This window comes from Sinorhizobium sp. FG01 (assembly GCF_002531875.1).
Classification (GTDB): domain Bacteria; phylum Pseudomonadota; class Alphaproteobacteria; order Rhizobiales; family Rhizobiaceae; genus Sinorhizobium; species Sinorhizobium fredii_C.
Genome location: NZ_NWTB01000005.1, coordinates 266,015 through 287,230, shown reverse-complemented (window position 1 = coordinate 287,230; position 21,216 = coordinate 266,015). Strand labels below are relative to the sequence as shown.

Below are 21,216 nucleotides of genomic sequence, written 5' to 3'. Positions count from 1 at the left end.
CCGTTGCGGTCTCCAAGCGCGTCGCCGTCTCATCGGGCGTGACAGCCGGGGAGCGATCGGATAAACCAGCAAACTCAGTTCCTTGGCCCACCGGCTCCGCAGGCATTCCGTTCGATGTTCCCGACCGATCCGATCTCCAATCTCTCCGCCCTTATCCGTTGCCCCTCGGTCACCCCGGCCGAAGGCGGTGCCTTGTCGGCGCTCGAAGGCATGCTGGCGCCCCTCGGCTTCACGCTCGATCGGGTAATGGCCAGGGAGGCGGGAACGCCGGATATCGAGAACCTCTATGCCCGCCTCGGCACCGAAGGCCCGCATCTAATGTTCGCCGGCCATACGGACGTGGTGCCGGTCGGCGACGAAGCCGCCTGGACCCATCCGCCCTTTTCGGCCGTGATCGCCGGCGGCGAAATGTACGGGCGCGGCGCTGTCGACATGAAGGGCGGCATTGCCTGCTTCGTCGCGGCGGTTGCCCGCCACATCGAAAAGCATGGCCGACCCAAGGGATCGATTTCCTTCCTCATCACCGGCGACGAGGAAGGACCGGCGATCAACGGCACGATCAAGCTTCTCGAATGGGCTGCCCAAAAAGGCGAGCGCTGGGACGCCTGCCTCGTCGGAGAGCCGACCAATCCGGATAACCTCGGCGACATGATCAAGATCGGCCGGCGCGGATCCCTCTCCGGCCGGATCACCGTCCACGGCGTCCAGGGGCATGCCGCCTATCCGCACCTTGCCGACAATCCGGTGCGCGGCATTCTGCAGCTGACGCAAGCGCTGATGGACCCGCCCTTCGACACCGGCACCGAGAATTTCCAGCCGTCCAACCTGGAGGTGACGACGATCGATGTCGGCAATGCCGCCGTCAACGTCATTCCGGCCAAGGCCAGTGCCGCCTTCAACATCCGCTTCAACGACCGCTGGACGGCCGAAAGCCTGAAGGCGGAGATCGTTGCCCGCCTCGGCCGTGCCGCAAAGGACGGTGCGCTTCGGCCCGGCCGCGATCCGGTCAGATACGACATCGTCTGGAACGAGCGCCCGAGCCACGTCTTCCTGACGCGCAACAACGCGCTGATCGATTCGCTTTCCGGCGCGGTCGAGGCCGTGACCGGCCGCCGGCCGAAGCTCTCCACCACCGGCGGCACGTCGGACGCCCGCTTTATCAAGGACTATTGCCCGGTGGTCGAATTCGGTCTCGTCGGCCAGACAATGCACATGGTCGACGAGCGCGTCGCGGTCGCCGATCTCGAGACCCTGACCGAGATCTATGAAACCTTCATCGCCCGCTGGTTCGGCCATGCCGCTGCTTGACGAGGTTCTCGCCTATATCAAGGGGCTCTGGCTGCTGATCCAGGGCAACCGCGAAGGCTATAACTGGCTGGACATCAGCGAAAGCGGCTTGTGGCGCTCCTTTTCGGCGATCCTCTGGTCGCTGCCGGCCATGGCCGTTTCCTGGGCGTCCTGGCGCCTCTATTATCTTTCGGCGATGCCGAGCGGCTCGACCGTCGGCATCGGCTTTTTCCTAAAGCTGCTCGTCGTCGATCTCGTCAGTTGGCTGCTGCCGGTCATGCTCGTTGCTGGCCTTTCGCGGCCCCTCGGATTTGCCGGATTGGTCGTGCCTGTGATCGTCACCACCAATTGGCTCTCGGTGCCGCTTTCCTATGCGATGGCGATCCCGGCCGCGCTCCTCCTTCTCGCGCGTGGAGGCCATCAGCTCACTGCTCTCCTGTCGCTGATCGTCCTCATTGCGGGCGTCGTCCTGCTCTTCCGGCTGCTGCGCTCGATAACCGGCAATCAGAACCTGCTCGCTTCCGCCCTGACGGCCCTTTACCTGCTGCCGCCGATGATGCTCGCCCAATATCTTCAGCACTTCTTCGGACTGATCCCCGGCTGAGCGGGGTGAGCGCGAGCGGTCAGTAATCGACCTGCATGAAGAACAGGCCATCCGGCGGGGCAACGGGTCCGCAGGCCTTGCGGTCGCGCGCCTCGAGTGCGGCCTTGAGGTCGTCTGGCGTCCACTTGCCCTCGCCGACGAGCTTCAGTGAGCCGGCGAAGGAGCGTATCTGGTTGTGCAGAAAACTTTGCGCCGTTGCGCGAATTTCGATCAATTCGCCGCTGCGGGTGACATCCAGCCGATCGATGGTGCGCAGCGGACTGGTCGCCTGGCAATGGGCGGACCGGAACGTCGTGAAATCGTGATGGCCGACGAGATGTTGTGCGGCCGCATGCATCGCCTCATGGTCGAGCGTCTTCGGCACCCACCAGGCGCGCCGTGCCTCGAGCGCCAGCGGCGAACGGCGGGAGATGATGCGGTAGAGATAATGCCTGCGGACGGCCGAAAAGCGCGCGTCGAATTCCGGCGGAACTTCGGCCGCGTCGAGGATCGACACCCGCTCGGCGGCGAGCGTCAGGTGGGCATTGAGCGCATTGCGCAGCGTGTGCGTCTTCCATTCGCGGGCCAGGTCGATATGCGCCACCTGGCCCCTGGCGTGGACGCCGGAATCGGTGCGTCCCGCGCCGCGGATCGAGACGGTCTCGCCGGTCAGGGACAGCACCGCCTTCTCGATCGCCCCTTGCACGGAGGGACCGTTCTCCTGCCGCTGCCAACCGACATAATCGGAGCCGTCATATTCGACGGTCAGCCGGTAGCGCGGCATCAGGAAATCCTCGTGCCGGCGGCGATCGGCGTGCCGCGCAGAAAGTCAGGCGCAGCAAGCGCCTTGCCGCCTGCCCGCTGCAGGCGCGTCGGCCGCACCGCCCCTTCGCCGCAGGCGATCGTCAAGCCGTCGTCCAGGATCGTGCCCGGCGTGCCGGCCCCTGCGGCAAGCTCCGACCCCAGTACCTTGATCCGCTCCATCCGCCCGGCGACCTGAAGTTCGAACCAGGCGCCCGGAAAGGGCGCGAGGCCGCGGATATGATTGTGAACGTCGGCCGCCGGCCGCGTGAAAACGATCCGCGTCTCGTCCTTCGTAATCTTGGCGGCGTAGGCGACGCCTTCCTCGGGCTGCGGTGTCAGCGTCAGTTCGCCCATCTCGAGCCGCACCATCGCCTCTTTCATGAGCGCCGCTCCGACATGCATCAGCTTGTCGTGCAGCTCGCCGGCCGTCATCGTCTCGCCGATCGGAACAGACTTGACGAGCGCCACGGGCCCGGTGTCGAGCCCCTTATCCATTTTCATCACCATCATGCCGGTCTCACGGTCCCCGGCCATGATCGCCCTCTGAATCGGTGCGGCACCCCGCCAGCGCGGCAGGAGCGAGGCATGGCCGTTATAGCAGCCGTGGCGAGTGCCCGAGAGGATCTCTTCCGGCAGCAGCAGGCCATAGGCGACGACGACTGCCACATCGGCACCGAAATCGCGAAAGATCTGCCGATCCGCGGTTTGCCTGAGGTTGACGGGTGTCAACACCGGAACACCGAGAAGTTCGGCCGCCTGATGCACCGGCGACTTTTGCAGATCGAGGCCGCGCCGGCCGCCGGGACGCGGCGGCTGCGTGTAGACGGCGACGATCTCGTGACGCGCCTCGACGAGAGCAGAGAGCGTCGGCACGGAGAATTCCGGTGTGCCCATGAAGATGATGCGAAGCGGCAAGGCGGTGAACTCCGTCTTTCTCAAATGCCCCAAGCAGGGCAGCGGCTCCGAGTCAAACGCCTCTAGGCGCGGGGCGCGACGGTCAGATGGCCTTGGCGCCGCGCGTCTTGGCCGCCTTGGCGAACTTGCGGATCACCATGTCGCGCTTGAGCTTGGAGATGTAATCGATGAACAGGACGCCGTTCAGATGGTCGATCTCGTGCTGCAGGCAGGTGGCGAGCAAGCCGTTGGCCTCAACTACCTGCTCCTTGCCGCCGCGGTCGAGATATTCGACGGTGATCGCCGCCGGTCGCTCGACTTCGGCATAATAGTCAGGGATCGACAGGCAGCCTTCCTCGTAGACGGAGCGCTCCTCGGAGGATTTCACGATCTTCGGATTGAGGAAGACCAGCGGTTTCTTCTCCTCGCCCTCCTTCGAAACGTCGAGAACCAGAAGGCGCTTCGGAACGCCGATCTGGATCGCCGCCAGTCCGATGCCGGGAGCGTCATACATGGTCTCGAGCATATCGTCGGCAAGCCGGCGAATGTCGGCGTCGATCGTCTCAACGGGCGTCGAAACCTGGCGCAGAAGCGGATCGGGAAGGATGATGAGCGGCTTGATCGTCATGCTCCCCCATAGCCGATCTTTCCGTCGCTGCGCAAGAAAATTGCCGTGTGATGAGTTGAGCCGTTTGTTCTTGTTTTGATCTAGTTTTCGGATGCGAATCTGTTTAGGCTGCGGCCATGGAGCCCACTGCCTTCGCCATCGACCAGCCGCTGTTCCTCATCGGCACCTTTCCCCTAACGGCTGGCCATCTGCTCAGCCTCGCCGCTCTCCTGTTCGTTTTGCTGGCAATTGCGTCGGCCCGCAGGGCGCGGGCGCTTCGCGCCGACGACCGGGACCAGCAGCTATCGGCGCTGCTCGCGGCACAGACCGAAATGCAGGGACGCATCGCCGCGATGGCCGATGTCTTTGGCACACGGCAGGCGGAACTCAACCAATCGCTCAGCCAGCGCATCGACGGCATGACGCACCGGATCGGCGCGTCGATCAGCGAACAGACGAAGGCGACCCACGAGAATTTAAGGCGGCTGCAGGAGCGGCTGGCGGTCATCGACAGCGCCCAGAATAATATCCAGTCTCTCGCCAGGGACATGGCCGGGCTGCAGAGCATTCTTGCCAACAAGCAGACGCGCGGCGCCTTCGGCCAGTCGCGGATGGAGGCGATCGTTGCCGACGGCCTGCCGATGGGCGCCTTCACCTTCCAGGCGACGCTTTCGAACGGGGCGAGGCCGGACTGCATCATCCGCATGCCGAATGCCCAGCCGCCGCTCGTCATCGACGCAAAATTCCCCCTCGAAGCCTGGAATGCCATGCGTGATGCGGAAAGTGCCGAGCGGCGCCAGCAGGCGGCGCAAGCCTTCCGACGCGACATGGAGGTCCATATCCGCGATATCGCCAGCAAATATCTGCTCGCCGGCGAGACGCAGGAAACCGCCTTCCTGTTCGTTCCGTCCGAATCGATCTTTGCGGAAATCCACGAGCATTTCGAAGCGACCGTCCAGAAGGCGCACCGCCAGCGCATCGTCATCGTCTCGCCGTCGCTGCTGCTCCTTTCCATCCAGGTGATCCAGTCGATCCTGAAGGACGCCCGCATGCGCGAGCAGGCGCATCTGATCCAGGGCGAGGTGGTGCGCCTGATGGAGGATCTCTCGCGGCTCGACGAACGGGTCCGGAAGCTGCAGGGCCACTTCGCGATGACCCAGAAGGATGTCGAGGACATTCTGATCTCCTCCGACAAGCTGACGCGTCGCGGCGCCAAGATCGAGGCGCTGGAACTGGAGGCCGCACCGGCGAACCACGGCGCCAGGGAGCCGGCCGACAAGAGTGAGCGGGCAGTCGACAACCGCATCGGGCAATTGAAGCTGCGGGTGGTTGACGAAGACTGACGGCCTCGGGCACTCTCCGGCACAATCAGCAACCCGACGGGACATCTCCACATGATCACTGTTCTTGGGTCCATCAACATGGACCTGATCGCCACGACCGCACGCCTTCCGAAGCCGGGCGAAACCGTTGCCGGAACGGGCTTTTCCACCGCCGCCGGCGGCAAGGGGGCGAACCAGGCGCTGGCAGCCCGGCGCGCCGGCGCTTCCGTGCGGATGGCCGGCGCCGTCGGCTCGGACAGCTTTGCGGAAGGCGCGCTTACCCTGCTCAAGGAGGCGGGCACGGACCTTGGCCTCACCAAGACCGTGAGCGAGCCGACCGGGACCGCCCATATCCTCGTCGGCGGTGACGGCGAGAACGTCATCGTCGTCGTCGCCAGCGCCAATGCGACGGTGAGCGAGAGCGACGCGGTCACGGCCCTCGAGCAAATGGCGGCCGGCGACACGCTGATGCTGCAGCTCGAAATTCCGGCGGCCTCGGTGGAGAAGGCGCTGGTGGAGGCCAGGCGCCGTGGCATCCGCTCGATCATCAACATCGCGCCGTTGACGCCGGAGGCGGCCCGCCTTGGCCGCATGGCCGACATCGTCATTGCAAACGAGACCGAGTTCGAGCTTTTGGCGGGCAAAAGCGGTATTGCAGGCGCTGAGCGTGAAGCGGCAATGAAGGACCTCCACGACGAAACCGGACAGATCGTCATCGTCACCCTCGGTGCCGAGGGTGTCGCCGCCGTCCATCAGGGCGATATTCACAGCGCCAAGGGGCTGGCGATCGAACCCGTCGATACGGTCGGAGCTGGAGATACGTTCTGCGGCTATCTCGCGGCAAGCCTCGACGCGGGCCTCGCCTTCCCCGATGCGCTGCGCCGTGCCGCCGCCGCCGGATCGCTCGCCTGCCTGAAAGCGGGAGCACAGCCGTCCATACCGCTCGCCTCCGAGGTCGCCGCGCGCCTTTGACTGCCGCAGTCTATTTTTGGTCCGTTTCGCGATCTGGATAGGATTTGGCGCGGCAACGATGCTCGCCGCGTAGAATCCACTTTGGACGGCCAGGAATTGGCCCGGATGTTGGCCTTAAATTAATCTTTGATGATCTATCCAGATTGCGAGGCAGCCCGCTCGCATCGGTCCGGCTCCTGTATGCCGGTCGGCATCACGCGCTCCATGATGGAGCTTCACCCACATTTGGAATGTCATGCCGCAGGCAAGAAACCTGCGGACCTCTCAGTGCGTGAGGATTTCATGTTCAACTTCCATGCAAAATCGCTGGCCACCAAGCTGATCGCCGTCACGGGCGGCACGATCGCTCTCGTGTTGCTCGCATCGAATTTCGTTCTCATTTCACAGACCCAGGATCGTGTCGAAACGCTCGTCTTCGACGGCGCCAAGACGGAGGCCCGCGCGATTGCCGCCGAAATCGCCGGCAGCGTCGGAGAGCTGGCGGCCGCCGCCAACACGATGTCGGGCGTGCTCGGCCGCGGCCATGGCGGAAAATCCGTCGACCGCGCCGGCGCCATCAACCTATTGAAGGCCAACCTCGATCAGCATGACTTCGCCTTCGGCAGCTGGTTCGCCGAGGCGCCGAAGGCATTCGACGGCAAGGACGTCGTCAACAACACCGAGCTTGGCGGCAATGCGGAAGGCGCCTTCACGCCCTATTGGTCGAAGGACCGCAACGGCAAGGCACAGCTTTCGACCTTCCGCGCCGACTACGCGGCCGAATGGTACGCGCTAGCCGCGAAGAGCGGCAAGGGTGCCATCACCCAGCCCTACATGGCCGAAGGCACCGACGTTCCGACGACGATGACGTCGATCGCCTATCCGGTGCTGTCCGACGGCAAGATGATCGGCGTCTCGGGCGTCGACATCTCGCTCGCTTCGCTTGCCGACCGGCTCGCGACGTTGAAGCCCTTCGGTTCGGGCCGCGTCTACCTGCTGTCGCAGAGCGGCAAGTGGCTCGCGGCGCCAATTCCCGATCTCCTGATGAAGGATTACGAGGGCGAGGGTGAGGATATCATCCAGAAGGCGCTCTCGTCCGACGCGTCAGGCATGATCAGGAACCTGACCTATGACGGAAACGCGCCCTTCGACCGGGTCGTCTATCCCTTCAAACTGCCCAATGTGGCTGCGAACTGGCTCGTCCTCGTCGACGTGCCGCGCACCGCCATCAATGCACCGGTCAACGATCAGACCTATATGATGATCATCGGGGGCATCGTCGTTCTCGCCGCCGTGCTCGCCGGCCTCCATCTCGCCGTTCGCCGCTTCGTCCAGAAGCCGCTCGCGGGCCTCGTCCGCGACGTCGAAACGCTCAGCAATGGCGACTATGCACAGCCGATCTCCGGGCAAGACCGCTCCGACGAGACCGGCTCGGTCGCCAAGGCCCTCGAAGGTTTCCGTCATCGGTTGGCCGACGCCAAACGCCTAGAAGGCGAAGCCCGCCACGAGCGCGAACAGGCCGAGCTGGAACGCAGCCGCTCGGAGAGCGAGCGCGCCGAGACCGGGGCGCTGCAACGCGACATCGTCGCACGTCTCGGCAAGGGTCTCTCGCATCTCGCCTCCGGCGACCTCGCCTACCGGATTGCGGACGAGTTCCCGGGCGAATACGCCCAGCTGAAGCGCGACTTCAATGCGGCGATGGAGAGCCTTGAAGAGACCATCCGCACCGTCAACCACTCGGTTGTCAATATCGGCAGCGGCACCAGCGAGATTTCCAACGCCGCCAACGACCTGTCGCATCGGACCGAGCAGCAGGCCGCAAGCCTGGAGGAAACCGCAGCCGCCCTCGACCAGCTGACGTCGCAGGTGGATGCCAGCGCCGAAAACGCCAAGGTCGCGGCAAAATCCGTCGAACTGGCGAGCAGCGATGCGGAGCAGTCCGGCGCGGTCGTGCAGAAGGCGATTGCGGCAATGCAGGGCATCGAGCAGTCCTCGCACGAGGTCAGCCGCATTATCGGTGTCATCGACGAGATCGCCTTCCAGACCAACCTGCTCGCACTCAATGCGGGCGTCGAGGCCGCACGCGCCGGCGAGGCCGGCAAGGGCTTTGCGGTCGTCGCGCAGGAGGTCCGCGAGCTTGCGCAGCGCTCGGCCAATGCCGCCAAGGAGATCAAGACCTTGATCAACACCTCGGCCGGACAGGTGCGCGAGGGCGTCGATCTCGTCGGCAAGACGGGCGGCGCACTCAAGAAGATCGCCGAGCAGGTGGTGCAGATCAACGGCTTGATCCGGCAGATCTCCAGCTCAGCCTCGGAGCAAGCCGTCGGCCTCAAGGAAATCAACGCTGCGGTCAACCAGATGGATCAGGTGACGCAGCAGAATGCGGCCATGGTCGAAGAGACGACGGCGGCCAGCATGACGCTGAACGAGGAGGCCCGGACACTGAGCGGGCTGGTTGCGCGGTTCCGCGTGGTCCAGCGGGAGCCGGTACAGTCTTCCGCCGAAAAGCTGCGTGGCGCCGCCGCCAGGATGCGAACCGCAGAAGCTCCCCGCCCGGCAGCGGAACCGACGGCGGCACGCGGCTATTCGAGCTCGACGCAGCGGGTTCTCGTCCAGACCTCCGGCGCAAACGCCCTCGCTCAAGGCAATTGGGAAGAGTTCTGATCGAACCAGACAAGACTAAAGCGGCGCCCGACGGGCGCCGCTTTCATTTTCAGAGGCGCGCCAGGCGATCGGTCAGGAGCTCGAAGAATCCCTCGTCGTCGATATGGCGCATCACCTTGGCATTGTGCTTTCGGCCGGTGACCTGCCACCAGTCGACGACGGTCATGCCGGTGGTCAGCGCCGACGCCGTCTCGATCTCGACATTGCAGTCGCGGCCGGTGAAGAGCTCCGGCCGCAAGAGATAGGCGATCACCGTCGGATCGTGCAAAGGCCCGCCATCGGTGCCGTATTTCTCGATGTCGAAGCGTTCGAAGAATTCCAGCATTTCAGCGAGCGCGACCGCCGCCGGGCGGCCGATGGCGCGGATTTTCTCGACCCGGACCTTATGGGTGAGGACGCGATGCGTCACGTCGAGCGGCATCATGACGATGGGAATGCCGGAGCGGAAGACGATCTCGGCGGCTTCCGGATCGACATAGACGTTGAATTCGGCCGCCGGCGTGATGTTGCCGCCTTCAAAGAAGCCGCCGCCCATCATCACCAGCTCCCGCACCCGCGGCGCGATTTCCGGCGTCCTCGTGAGCGCCAGGGCGATATTGGTCAACGGACCCAGCGTGCAGAGCGTCACTGTGTCCGGCGCTTCGGCAAGCAGCGTCTCGATGATGAAGTCGACGGCGTGCTGCTCCTGCAGCGGCAGGGTCGGCTCGCTGAGTTCAGGACCGTCGAGGCCGGTCTTGCCGTGCACATGTTCGGCCGTCACCAGCGGCCGCGCCACGGGCCGCTCGGCCCCGGCAAAGACCTTGATGTCGGTCCTGTTGCAAAGTTCGCAGACGATCCGCGCATTGCGCGACGTCAGCGTCAACGGCACGTTGCCGGCAACCGTGGTGATGCCGAGCACGTCGATTTCCTCCGGACTGCCGAAGGCCAGCATGATGGCGGCCGCATCGTCCTGTCCCGGATCCGTGTCGATGATGATCTTTCTCGCGCTTGTCACTGTCTTCCTCCTGCGAGTCGGATGGTATCGGATCGCCAGGCCATGACCTGGTGAGGTGAGCCGGTCACGGGGAGACTTGAGCAGCCTGCGCGTGCGCCGGGGAATTGGACCTCCGCAGCGGACTATGATTTGCGTCAGCGGCCGAGGCAAGCCGCTTGCACTCGTTGCGCACAGCTACCATATTGCTGTCGAAGGATGCTGCCTGGCAGGTCCGAAAGATGGTCGCTTGAGCTCACAAGGACTTGGAATGAGCAGGATTACGCCCTTTACGAGCCCGCTGCTGGTGGGCTTCGACAGCATGGAAAAGACCCTCGAGCGGATCGCCAAGGCGAACGACGGATACCCTCCCTACAATATCGAGCGCATTCGCGGCGATAGCGCCGCCGGTACGCCGGAACGGCTGCGGATCACGCTTGCCGTCGCCGGATTCTCCGAAGAGGATCTGGAGGTCACGACGGAGGAAAACCAGCTCGTCGTCCGTGGCCGCCAGGTCGAAACCGGCGAACGGGATTACCTGCATCGCGGCATCGCCGCCCGGCAATTCCAGCGGACCTTCGTGCTTGCCGACGGCATGCGGGTGCTCGGCGCCGAACTCCGCAACGGTCTTCTGTCGGTCGATCTGGTGCGCCCCGAGCCGGTCCGTATGGTAAAGAAAATTAACATTTCGGTCCCAGAATAGGATAACCGGCGGGATTTTCCTCCCGCGCCGGCGACCACGGAGCATGACCATGGGACTGAAAACCATCACCTCATCGCTGTCGAAAAACGACCTTGCGCATCTCGGCGCCGGCGAAGTCGGCTATATCCGCAAGATGCGGTCGGAGGAGGTCTCCCGCTGCTTTCCGGAAGCGCCCGAGATGGGACCGGGCATCGATCTCTGGGCCCTGTTTGCGGCGGACGGCACGCCGATCCTGTTGACCGACAACCGCTCGAGCACCTTCTTCAAGGCCGCCGAGGACGACCTTCGCACCGTCAGCCTGCATTGAGCGGCTGAGGCATTCCAGCTGAATTTGGCGCCTCATCCAGCTGCCGCCACCTTCTCCCCGCAGCGACGGGGAGAAGGAACAAGGGGCTATGTCCCACCGCCCATTTTCCGCACTAGCTGGGGTAAGGCCAAAGCGCAAAGAGTCCTAAACGCGCCGAAACGTCAGATAGGCCGAACTTCTGCCTTCCCGTCGGGCCTTGGCCTCGTAGCGCGTGCTCGGCCAGCCGGCAAACGGGGTCAGCCAATCGGCCGATCTTTCCGCCGTCCAGTCGAAGGCGGCGTGGTCGCGGCAATGGATGAGCGTCCAATTGACATAGTTGTCGATGTCCGAGGCGAAGCAGAAGAGGCCGCCGGGTTTCAGGACGCGCGCGAAGCGGTCGAGATTGACCTTTGAGACGAACCGCCGCTTCCAATGCTTCCGCTTCGGCCAGGGATCGGGATAGAGCAGATCGATCTGATCGACGGAAGCCTGCGGCAGCCAGTCCAGCACCTGCGTGGCATCGTCGTCATAGAGGCGGACATTGTCGATCTCCCTCGCTTCGATCTGGCCGAGCAGCTTTGCCATGGAATTAACGAAGGGTTCGACGCCGATGAAGCCGGTGGACGGATCCTCCGCCGCCCGATGAATGAGATGCTCGCCGCCGCCGAAGCCGATTTCCAGGCGAATCCGCTTGACCTCCGCGGGAAACAGCGCCGACAGATCGTCCGGCGACGGTTGCTTGAGATCGAGCCTCAGGACCGGCAGCAGCGTCTCGAGCTGCGCTGCCTGGCGTTCCCGCAACGGCTTGCCCTTGCGGCGCCCGAAGAAGGCCTCCGTCGATCTGGCACCACGCGGTTCGGTCATATTTGTTCTTCCTTGGATCATGACGATTTTCGGTCTCATTCGACCGAAGATCACAAGCATGATCGACTTCATTATGTCCAGACGCCGGCGCCTGACCGCTCACATCTTCCCGCGCAAGCAGAGGGGCGGAGGCTCCTTCGAGCATCCGCCCCGATCTGCTTTTCACTTGCGTTCAACCGCGGCAACACCGTGGCGCTGACGCCAGCCTCTTCGGCCCACCCGTGTGTGAATATCAAGCGGCGCGGCTGCTGATCGGCGCAGAATCGAGCGAGATCGCTTCCTTGAGCGGCTTGACGAGGTCGAGCTTCTCCCAGGAGAAGGAGCCGTCGCGGCCAGCCTTGCGGCCGAAGTGGCCATAGGCGGAGGTCTTGGCATAGATCGGCTTGTTGAGGTCGAGGTGGCGGCGGATGCCGGTCGGCGAAAGGTCCATCGTCTTGCGGATGGCCTTCTCGACCTGGTCTTCCGAAACCTTGCCAGTACCGTGCAGGTCGACATAGATCGACAGCGGCTGGGCGACGCCGATCGCATAGGAAAGCTGGATCGTGCAACGTTCCGCGAGGTTGGCCGCCACGACGTTCTTCGCGAGATAGCGGGCGGCATAGGCGGCCGAGCGGTCGACCTTGGTCGTGTCCTTGCCGGAGAAGGCACCGCCGCCATGCGGTGCGGCGCCGCCATAGGTGTCGACGATGATCTTGCGGCCGGTGAGACCCGCGTCGCCGTCCGGTCCGCCGATGACGAACTTGCCGGTCGGGTTGATGTACCAGGTGCAGTCGTCGGCGATCTTCAGGTCGTCGAGGGCCTCGCGGATATAGGGCTCCACGACATTGCGGACCTTGGCGGAATCCCAGCTGTCGTCGAGGTGCTGGGTCGACAGGACGATGGAGGTGACTTCGCTCGGCTTGCCGTCGACATAGCGTACCGTCACCTGGCTCTTGGCGTCCGGGCCAAGCTTGGCAACGTCGCCCTCGCCCTTCTTGCGGGCGGCGGCGAGCAGATTGAGGATGCGGTGCGAATAGTAGATGGGCGCCGGCATGAGCTCGGCGGTCTCGCGGCAGGCATAGCCGAACATGATCCCCTGGTCGCCGGCCCCCTCTTCGCCCTGCTTGTCGGCGGCATTGTCAACGCCCTGGGCGATGTGCGCCGACTGGAAGTGCAGCAGCACGTCAATCTTCGCCGTCTTCCAGTGGAAGCCGTCCTGCTCGTAGCCGATGTCGCGGATCGCCTTGCGGGCGGCCGCCTTGAACTTCGAGGGGTTGATGACGTCGTTGCCGTTCTTGTCCTTTTTCAGAAGGCTCGGCGGCAGGCGTACTTCACCGGCGATGACGACGCGGTTGGTGGTCGCCAGCGTTTCGCAAGCAATGCGCACGGTCCACGGGTCGACTCCGCATTTCGCCGCTTCGCGGTAGACCAGGTCGACGATCTCGTCGGAGATGCGGTCGCACACTTTGTCCGGATGACCTTCGGCAACGGATTCGCTGGTGAACAGGTAATTTGCGCGCATACGGGAAGTCCCCTCAATGAAAGAAGCATGTTCACTGTTAGTGGTTTTGCCACCGAAAAACAAGCGCACAAGGACATAAATATATCTTTATATCGATATCGCAACGACGATTGGAACGGCATTTCTCCAAGCCGCGCCGACCGACAAAAACAGTCTCAGGAGCCCCCGGCACCTACGAAAAAAGCGGCCCTGGGCCGCTTTTTCGTAAGGTCGGAAAGTTCTGCTATTCGCTCTCGGCTTCGGCCGCCAGTGCCTTCACCAGATCCACCAGCTTGCGGCGGACCTTCGGATCGGAAATCTTCACGAATGCCCGGTTGAGCTGCAGGCCTTCGGAAGAGGAGAGGAAGTCCACCACATAATTGGAGCTCGGCGCTTCCGCCATGCCTGATCCGGCGCCGCCCTCGCCCGGAGCATCCTCGAAAAAGAACGAGACCGGGACGTTGAGGATGGAGGAGATGTTCTGCAGCCGGCTCGCACCGACGCGGTTCGTTCCCTTTTCGTATTTTTGGATTTGCTGGAATGTGATCCCCAGACTCTCGCCGAGCTTCTCCTGGCTCATGCCAAGCATCGTCCGGCGAAGGCGAATCCTGCTACCGACATGAATGTCGATCGGGTTCGGCTTCTTCTTGTTTTCAACCATAGTCGCGTTCCTGAACACGCTGTTTCGATGGCCACAACCCATCATTGACGCAGCAATTGATGAACAGCCTGCCAGCGAAAGCAGGGCTCCAGTGGCAGGCATGGGTTGATGGTGAAATACACTATGCAATTTTAGGGGTTTTAGGTCAATTCGTCCAAAAATTAAAACCCCTGCGCGAGATTACCGCAATCAACAATAGAAACGCCGCCGTGAACCAGAAGATCCTGCCACGCATCGTGCTGTCGGTCATGGTGGGCATCTTGCCCGGCAGAATTGTGTCCGTCACTCCCTTGTAATTGTATCCTAATCCTACCACTAAAACACCACGTGCATCAACAATCGCTGATATACCGGTGTTGGCGGCTCGGATCATTGGCGTGCCGGTCTCGATTGTGCGCAGCCGAGCCTGATGGAGATGCTGGCGCGGGCCGGGCGTGTCGCCGAACCAGGCGTCATTGGTGACGTTCAGGAGAGCGTCGGAGAGCTGCGCATTGCCGTCGATTTCGTCGGCAAAGATCGCCTCGTAACAGATCAGCGGATAGAATGTCCTGCCGCCGGGCAGCGTCAGGACCGAACGGTTCGGCGCCGCCGAGAAGCCACCAGGCATATTCGCGGCAATCGAACTCAAGCCCCAGGAATTGAGGACGTCCTCGAACGGCAGATACTCGCCGAATGGAACGAGATGCACCTTGTCCGCCGCGCCGACGATCTGGCCGCGGTCGTCGATCACGTAGATCGAATTGTAGTAGCGCGGCGGCAGGCCCGCCCCCGCGTCCTCGGCCCGCACGGCGCCCGCCACGAGGATTTGCCCCTCCTGGAGAACCTCCGCGATCCGGGTCAGCGCGTCGGGATTGTCCGTCAGGATGAAGGGGATCGAGGTTTCCGGCCAGACGATGATATCCGGGCGCTTGCCGCCCGCCTGCGGCGGCGCGGCGGTCAAGGACAGATGCTCCTCGAAGATCGCCGCGCGCTCGCGGTCGTCCATCTTCTTCGCCTGGTCGATCACCGGCTGCACAAGACGAACGGTGCGTTCCGGCATCATCGGCTGCGGCGCCGGCAGGGAAAGCCGGTGATAGCCGTAGCCGATATGCGCAGCGAAGAGCAGTGCAGCGGCGGCAAGGCCGATCCGCGCGCCCCTGCCGGTGCCGACGAGGGCCGGAGCGGCAAACACGAAGACCGCAAGCATATTGATCGTCGCCACATTCAGGACGCTCGCCGATTGCATCATCAGCGGCATCGGCATTGCCGCATAGCCGATCGCATTCCAGGGGAAGCCGGTAAAGAGGAAGCTGCGCAGCCATTCAGAGAGGCCGAAGCCGACCGCAAGCGCAGCAATACGTCCGACGCCGTCTGACCAGAGGCAGCGGGCGATGATCACGGCGAGCGCATAGAACAGGGCGAGCGCGGCGGGAAGGCCGATGACGGCCAGCGGCAAGGCCCAGGCGAAGAGATCCGCCTCCACCAGGAGCGCGTTGCCGAGCCACCAAAGACCGCCGAGGAAATAGCCGAAGCCGAAACTCCAGCCGATCGCAGCCGCCGGCAGGAGCCGCCGGACGACGCCGTCGTCGGGATGGGTCGGTACCCCGTCGATCAGCCAGACGAGCATCGGAAAGGAAATGAAGGCCGCCGCGAAGATGCCGAAAGGCGGCTGGGCGAGCATCGCCAGCACGCCCGCGAGGAAGCCGACCAATGCGCGAGACGCCCCGGAGAGCAATATGATCCTGCCTGCCAGTTTTTCCATGCAGCCTCCAAGTCGCGCCGGCGAAAGGCCTCGCGCGTAAGATCAATCGAATCAGTGCCGGCAGTTTTCCAAAAAACCGCTTGCTTGTCCCGTGGCCGTGGCGGCGCCGCGCCGCTGCTGCATGGTTTGGCCTTGGGTCGGTTCCGCTTCACGAAATCATGCAGCAGATCGTGGCGAGATGAAGAGAGAGGGCAATTACCCGGATCACCCCCCGACTGGTTGAGATAGAAGCCGGATTAACCACAGCCGGCAGAATTCACGCTCCGGCCACCGCTGGTTGTTCCCTCCTGGGGACGATGCCGTTAGTCTGGTCCAACTACTCGGCACTGGGCCCATGTGACGCGTCTACTGCATCACTCCTAAAATTCGAGAATTGATTTGAGGAGGAAATCATGCAGCAATTCAAAGTGCTACAGCGACCTTTGCACGTCTCTTGACCGCGCGGCGTTGTAGGACAGGCGATCCAGAACAGCATCTCGGACAAAAAAGGGGTCCCCATGTTCGATACCCGCGAAAAGATCGCGCTTTTCATTGACGGCGCCAATCTCTACGCGACATCGAAGAGCCTCGGCTTCGACATCGATTACCGGAAGTTGTTGACCGCATTCCACAAACGCGCCTATCTGCTGCGCGCCTACTACTACACGGCGCTCATCGAAGACCTCGAATTTTCCTCGATCCGGCCCTTGATCGACTGGCTGGACTACAATGGCTACACGGTCGTGACCAAACCGGCCAAGGAATTCACTGACGCCCAGGGCCGGCGCAAGATCAAGGGGAGCATGGATGTAGAACTCGCGATCGACGCGATGGAACAGTGCCGCGTCGTCGACCATTTCGTCCTCTTCTCCGGCGACGGCAATTTCACCACCCTGGTGGACGCGTTGCAGCGCAGGGGACGCAAGGTTTCCGTCGTTTCGACGCTCACGACCCAGCCGCCGATGATCGCCGACGAACTGCGCCGCCAAGCTGATCATTTCATCGATCTCATCACATTGCGCAGCGAGATCGACCGCCATCCACAGGCGTCGCCCCAGACCGCCAAGCCGGTCGACGAAACGCTCACCACCTAAAACATATCATTCCGCCGAGCTCGGAGGCGGGGCGTTTGCCTGAGCGCCGCCATTCGCCGGCAGCGCATCGGGCAAGATTTCCTTTTCGGGCTTGACCACTCGCCGGCGTGCCGGCGGCCGCTTGCGCATGATGCGCACCCGCTTTACGCGACGCGGATCGGCGTCGAGGATTTGGAACTCGAAGCCGGGAATGGCCTGCACCACCTCGCCGCGGACCGGAATGCGGCCGAGCGATGCGAAGACCAGGCCGCCCAGCGTGTCGACGTCCTCGAGCTGCTCGCGCACGTCGAAATCCGGACCGATCGCCTCGGCAATCTCCTCGAGCTCGACACGCGCGTCCGCCACGAAAACGTCGTCCGACGAGCGGGCGAACATCACCTCGTCGTCGTCATGCTCGTCCTCGATGTCGCCGACCACCATCTCGACAATGTCTTCGAGCGAGACCAGCCCGTCGGTGCCGCCATACTCGTCGATGACGAGCGCCATCTGAATGCGTGCGGCCTGCATGCGTTGCATCAGGTCGGAAGCGAGCATCGAAGGGGGCACGAAGAGGACCTGGCGAATGATGCCCGCCTCCTCGACCGATTTGTTCAGGTCGACGCGCGATAGATCGAAGCCCGGCCTCGGCGGGCGCGGCGTCTTCTCCACCTTGTCGGCGACGACCGGATGCGCTGCCTTCCCGTTGCGGCGGCGGTTGCGGGCCTGCCGGGTCACATAGGCGAGCAGGTCGCGGATATGGACCATGCCGCGCGGGTCGTCGAGGCCCTCGCTATAGACCGGCATGCGCGAACGGCCGGATTCTTCGAAGAGAACCATGAGTTCGCCGATCGTGATGCTCTGATCGACCGCTTCGATATCGGCACGCGGCACCATCACGTCCTCAACGCGGACCTCGCGGAAGCGGAGGATGTTGTTGAGCATCGCCCGCTCTTCGGGCGAAAAGGCGGTGTTGCTGTCGGCATCCGTCATCAGCGCGTCGGCGAGATCCTCGCGCAGGCTTGACGCGCCCGCACCGCGCCACAGGCGGGCCGCACGGCTCCAGAAGGATGAGGTGGATTTGTTGCCCTCTGGTCGGGCGGTGGTACTACTACTGCCCGCGTCGGCGTCGCCGGAGGCATCGGCCTCCTCGCTGGCAACCGTTGCCGGCTGTGTCTTGAAGTCGCTCATTGTTCCAAACTGTCAATCCGGGGTCCGGTCCCCGTAGGGATCAGATAGGCCAAGACGCGCCAAAATGCGAGTCTCCAACCCTTCCATTCTTTCCGCTTCGTCGTCTTCAATATGATCATAGCCGAAAAGATGGAGGAATCCATGGACGAGAAGATGCGTCAGATGCTCGTCGAAAGATTTCTCCAATTCATCGGCTTCGCGCTTCAGCGTCTCGTAGGCGACGATAATGTCGCCGAGCATCGGCCCCGGCATCCTGCCGGGCGTCACGGGGAAGGCGGGGAAGGACAACACGTTGGTCGGCTTGTCCTGGTTGCGCCATTCGGCGTTGATCTCCCGCATAGACCGATCGTTGGTGAAGACCAGCGACAGTTCCGGCGGTTCGGCCGGGAACGGCTGCTTCTCCTCGGTGGCGAGAAAATCCGCGGCCGCGCCGAGAATGCGCGCAGAAAGGGCCTGCAACCGGTCCTCCGGCGGCCAGTCTCCTTCATCGACGCTGATCTGAATATCCAAAGCCGTCATGACTGGTCGCGACTGCCTCAGCGGTCGCTCTGTCCGCTTTCGTCGTGAACGGCCGTATGGCTTTCATAGGCCCTGACGATCCGCGCCACCATCGGATGGCGCACCACGTCGGCATCCTTGAAGCGGATCACCGACACGCCTTCGACGCCCTTGAGGATCTGCAGCGCCTCGACGAGACCGGATTTCACGCCGCGCGGCAGGTCGACCTGGCTCGGATCGCCGGTGACGATCATCCGGCCGTTTTCGCCGAGGCGCGTCAGGAACATTTTCATCTGCATCGACGTCGTGTTCTGCGCCTCGTCGAGGATGACGGCGGCATTGGCGAGCGTCCGGCCGCGCATGAAGGCGAGCGGCGCGATCTCGATCACGCCGGCCGAAATCGCCCGTTCCACCTTGTCGCCCGGCATCATGTCGTAAAGCGCATCGTAGAGCGGCCTGAGATAGGGATCGACCTTCTCTTTCATGTCGCCGGGCAGGAAGCCGAGCCGCTCGCCCGCTTCGACCGCCGGCCGCGACAGGATGATGCGGTCGACGGCGCCGCGCTCCAGCAGCTGGGCCGCATGGGCGACGGCGAGATAGGTCTTGCCGGTGCCGGCCGGGCCGACGCCGAAGACGAGCTCCGCCCGCTCCATGGCCCGGATATAGGCGTCCTGCATTGGCGTGCGCGCAGCAATCGTCTTCTTGCGCGTCGAAATCTGCGCCATCGTCAACTTGGCTTTGCGCTCCATGGTCGGCAACTGCAGCTGGTCGTCGGCCGCGACCGCCATGCGGATCGCCCCTTCGACGTCGGACGTATCGATCGAAGCCCCACTTTGCAGTCTTCCATAGAGATAGTCGAGCGCGCGCCGCGCCTGGTTGGTCGCCACGATGTCGCCGGAGATCGCAACGGAATTGCCGCGCGGCCTGGCATCGACGCGCAGCCGTTCCTCAAGCAATTTCAAATTCTGGTCGAACTGGCCGAAGAGCTCGCTGGCGAACCGATTGTTCTCGAACGTGAGCACGAAGTGATTGGCGTCTGTCGCGGTTGTCTTGGAATGGCGCGATGAGGTTGAAATCATTTCGTGTCCGTTCAAGCGGTTCTGGCTCCTCACTCTCGATCTCGGCACCGCGCGTGAAATGACGCGCAGAGAATGTTCTAACGCCTTAACTCAGCAAAAGCTCCCGAGAAGGCTCTCGTGCCCCTGCTCTATTCGATCATCTCGGCAAACAGGCTGTTCGGGCCGGCCTTGGTGATTCGTACCTTGATAATGTCACCGATTTGCGATCGTTTTGCATCAACATTCACGGGCTGCAGCCAGGGCGAGCGGCCGACTAGCTGACCCGGCATGCGGCCGGGCTTTTCCAGAAGCAGGTCTATCTCTCTGCCGACGCAGGCGGCGGCAAAGTCGCGCTGCTGTTTGAAGAGCAAAGTCTGCAATCTTTCCAGCCGCTTGGCCTTTACGTCTTCGGGAACCTGGTCCTTGAGATCGGCCCCCGGCGTACCCGGGCGGCTTGAATATTTGAAAGAGAAGGCCTGTGCATAACCCACCGCCTCGACGAGACGCATCGTGTCCTCGAAATCCTGATCGGTCTCGCCCGGGAAGCCGACGATGAAATCGCCGGAGAGCGCCAGATCGGGTTGAACGGTGCGAATCCGCTCGACAAGGGCAAGATATTCGGCCGCCGTATGGCGCCGGTTCATCACTTTCAGGATGCGATCGGAACCGGATTGGACCGGCAGATGCAGATAGGGCATCAGCTTGGCCATCGATCGGTGCGCCTCGATCAGGCTCTCGTCCATGTCGCGCGGGTGGCTGGTCGTGTAGCGCAGCCGCGCGAGGCCGTCGATCTCGGCGAGGCGCCTCAGAAGGTCGCCGAGGCCCCAGTCGCGTCCGTCAGGCCCCGTTGCATGCCAGGCATTGACGTTCTGGCCGAGCAGCGTGATCTCACGCACGCCGCCGTCGACCAGCTTTTCCGCCTCAGCGACGATCTGCGCCACCGGGCGCGAGACTTCCGAGCCGCGTGTGTAGGGCACCACACAGAAGGTGCAGAATTTGTCGCATCCTTCTTGCACGGTGAGAAAGGCGGTGACGCCGCGGGCACGGGTCTTGGCCCTGTCCGGCGCCGGCAGATGCTCGAACTTGTCCTCGATGGCGTAGTCCGTCTCGACGACGCGCTCGCCGCTCCTCGCCCGCTTCAACGCCTCGGGCAGCCGGTGGTAGGTTTGCGGGCCGATGACGAGGTCGACCGCCGGCGCACGCCGTAGTATCTCGTTGCCCTCGGCCTGGGCGACGCAGCCGGCGACGCCGATCACCATTTCGCGGCCCGCGATCGCCTTCGCCTTCTTCAGTTCGCGCAGCCGGCCCAGTTCGGAATAGACCTTTTCGGCGGCCTTCTCGCGGATATGACAGGTGTTGAGCAGCACGAAATCGGCATCTTCCAGCACGTCCGTCGCAATAAAGCCGTCCCGCGTGAGCGCGTCGGACATACGGTCGGAATCGTAGACATTCATTTGGCAGCCATAGGTCTTGACGAAGACCTTGCGCGTCGGAGCGTGTTCCTCGCCCGCCACGGGCGATTTCGGCAGAAGAGCGGTTTCCTGGGTCATGCGGGTTCTTTAGTGCAAAGCGGCCCAAAGTTGAAGCATTTTCGGCCGGCACC

Annotated in this window: 20 protein-coding genes; 8 read left to right on the top strand and 12 right to left on the bottom strand. The window is 63.2% G+C overall.

All coding sequences use genetic code 11. From position 1 onward, the window contains the following. Positions 1 to 114: 114 nt before the first annotated feature. Both dapE and CO656_RS09545 read left to right on the top strand, forming a co-directional pair. Positions 115 to 1,308 (top strand): succinyl-diaminopimelate desuccinylase, encoded by a 1,194-nt coding sequence (gene dapE, locus CO656_RS09550; RefSeq protein ID WP_097525562.1) that lies wholly within the window; start codon positions 115 to 117, stop codon positions 1,306 to 1,308. After that, complete coding sequence (locus CO656_RS09545; protein WP_037420699.1) at positions 1,295 to 1,891, top strand: hypothetical protein; 597 nt, start codon at positions 1,295 to 1,297, stop codon at positions 1,889 to 1,891. The genes dapE and CO656_RS09545 overlap by 14 nt, the downstream gene beginning before the upstream one ends. A gap of 19 nt (positions 1,892 to 1,910) precedes the next feature. Here CO656_RS09545 and truA read toward each other — a convergent pair whose 3' ends face one another. From truA to def, 3 genes are all read right to left on the bottom strand, one after another. After that, positions 1,911 to 2,654, bottom strand: a complete 744-nt coding sequence (gene truA / locus CO656_RS09540; RefSeq protein ID WP_097525561.1) for a tRNA pseudouridine(38-40) synthase TruA — start codon at positions 2,652 to 2,654, stop codon at positions 1,911 to 1,913. Continuing rightward, entirely contained in the window at positions 2,654 to 3,589 is a 936-nt protein-coding gene (fmt, locus tag CO656_RS09535; RefSeq protein WP_097525560.1) for a methionyl-tRNA formyltransferase, read from the bottom strand. Before fmt ends, truA begins: the two co-directional genes overlap by 1 nt. Positions 3,590 to 3,671: 82 nt before the next feature. Beyond that, a complete protein-coding gene (gene def, locus CO656_RS09530) occupies positions 3,672 to 4,196 on the bottom strand; it encodes a peptide deformylase (protein ID WP_037420711.1) in 525 nt (174 codons plus the stop codon). A gap of 116 nt (positions 4,197 to 4,312) precedes the next feature. Between def and CO656_RS09525 the strand changes: the two genes are divergently transcribed. The 3 genes from CO656_RS09525 to CO656_RS09515 all read left to right on the top strand — a co-directional run bounded on the left by CO656_RS09525 (position 4,313) and on the right by CO656_RS09515 (position 9,112). Beyond that, the gene (locus CO656_RS09525; protein WP_037420714.1) at positions 4,313 to 5,518 is read left to right on the top strand and encodes a DNA recombination protein RmuC; all 1,206 of its coding nucleotides are present in this window, start codon (positions 4,313 to 4,315) and stop codon (positions 5,516 to 5,518) included. A gap of 51 nt (positions 5,519 to 5,569) precedes the next feature. After that, complete coding sequence (locus CO656_RS09520; RefSeq protein WP_097525559.1) at positions 5,570 to 6,469, top strand: ribokinase; 900 nt, start codon at positions 5,570 to 5,572, stop codon at positions 6,467 to 6,469. A gap of 282 nt (positions 6,470 to 6,751) precedes the next feature. After that, entirely contained in the window at positions 6,752 to 9,112 is a 2,361-nt protein-coding gene (locus CO656_RS09515) for a methyl-accepting chemotaxis protein (protein WP_097525667.1), read from the top strand. Positions 9,113 to 9,161: 49 nt separating this feature from the next. Here CO656_RS09515 and CO656_RS09510 read toward each other — a convergent pair whose 3' ends face one another. After that, positions 9,162 to 10,106: a nucleoside hydrolase gene (locus CO656_RS09510; protein ID WP_097525558.1), complete on the bottom strand. Its 945-nt coding sequence runs from the start codon at positions 10,104 to 10,106 to the stop codon at positions 9,162 to 9,164. Positions 10,107 to 10,353: 247 nt separating this feature from the next. On the opposite strand from CO656_RS09510, the gene CO656_RS09505 reads away from it, so the two are divergent. Continuing rightward, positions 10,354 to 10,785 (top strand): Hsp20 family protein, encoded by a 432-nt coding sequence (locus tag CO656_RS09505; protein ID WP_097525557.1) that lies wholly within the window; start codon positions 10,354 to 10,356, stop codon positions 10,783 to 10,785. A 49-nt stretch (positions 10,786 to 10,834) separates the two neighbouring features. Beyond that, positions 10,835 to 11,092 carry a DUF1150 family protein gene (locus tag CO656_RS09500; protein WP_012706639.1) on the top strand — a complete coding sequence of 86 codons (258 nt, stop codon included), beginning with the start codon at positions 10,835 to 10,837 and terminating at the stop codon, positions 11,090 to 11,092. Between the two features lie 144 nt (positions 11,093 to 11,236). Here the strand turns inward: CO656_RS09500 and CO656_RS09495 are convergent, their stop codons facing one another. From CO656_RS09495 to lnt, 4 genes are all read right to left on the bottom strand, one after another. Continuing rightward, entirely contained in the window at positions 11,237 to 11,935 is a 699-nt protein-coding gene (locus CO656_RS09495; RefSeq protein ID WP_097525666.1) for a tRNA (guanosine(46)-N(7))-methyltransferase TrmB, read from the bottom strand. A 232-nt stretch (positions 11,936 to 12,167) separates the two neighbouring features. Further along, positions 12,168 to 13,436 carry a methionine adenosyltransferase gene (gene metK, locus CO656_RS09490; protein WP_097525556.1) on the bottom strand — a complete coding sequence of 423 codons (1,269 nt, stop codon included), beginning with the start codon at positions 13,434 to 13,436 and terminating at the stop codon, positions 12,168 to 12,170. A 223-nt stretch (positions 13,437 to 13,659) separates the two neighbouring features. Further along, positions 13,660 to 14,076 (bottom strand): helix-turn-helix domain-containing protein, encoded by a 417-nt coding sequence (locus CO656_RS09485; protein WP_097525555.1) that lies wholly within the window; start codon positions 14,074 to 14,076, stop codon positions 13,660 to 13,662. A gap of 145 nt (positions 14,077 to 14,221) precedes the next feature. Then, positions 14,222 to 15,817, bottom strand: a complete 1,596-nt coding sequence (lnt, locus tag CO656_RS09480; protein WP_097525554.1) for an apolipoprotein N-acyltransferase — start codon at positions 15,815 to 15,817, stop codon at positions 14,222 to 14,224. 497 nt (positions 15,818 to 16,314) lie between these two features. On the opposite strand from lnt, the gene CO656_RS09475 reads away from it, so the two are divergent. Next, the gene (locus CO656_RS09475) at positions 16,315 to 16,890 is read left to right on the top strand and encodes an NYN domain-containing protein (RefSeq protein ID WP_037420733.1); all 576 of its coding nucleotides are present in this window, start codon (positions 16,315 to 16,317) and stop codon (positions 16,888 to 16,890) included. Between the two features lie 6 nt (positions 16,891 to 16,896). On the opposite strand, the gene CO656_RS09470 is transcribed toward CO656_RS09475, so the two are convergent. The 4 genes from CO656_RS09470 to miaB form a co-directional block, all read right to left on the bottom strand. Further along, complete coding sequence (locus CO656_RS09470) at positions 16,897 to 18,057, bottom strand: hemolysin family protein (protein WP_097525553.1); 1,161 nt, start codon at positions 18,055 to 18,057, stop codon at positions 16,897 to 16,899. Between the two features lie 12 nt (positions 18,058 to 18,069). Further along, a complete protein-coding gene (gene ybeY / locus CO656_RS09465; RefSeq protein ID WP_097525552.1) occupies positions 18,070 to 18,576 on the bottom strand; it encodes an rRNA maturation RNase YbeY in 507 nt (168 codons plus the stop codon). A gap of 17 nt (positions 18,577 to 18,593) precedes the next feature. Beyond that, on the bottom strand, positions 18,594 to 19,649 hold the full coding sequence (locus tag CO656_RS09460) for a PhoH family protein (protein WP_097525551.1): 1,056 nt from the start codon (positions 19,647 to 19,649) through the stop codon (positions 18,594 to 18,596). A gap of 113 nt (positions 19,650 to 19,762) precedes the next feature. Beyond that, a complete protein-coding gene (gene miaB, locus CO656_RS09455) occupies positions 19,763 to 21,163 on the bottom strand; it encodes a tRNA (N6-isopentenyl adenosine(37)-C2)-methylthiotransferase MiaB (RefSeq protein WP_097525550.1) in 1,401 nt (466 codons plus the stop codon). Positions 21,164 to 21,216: the final 53 nt, after the last annotated feature.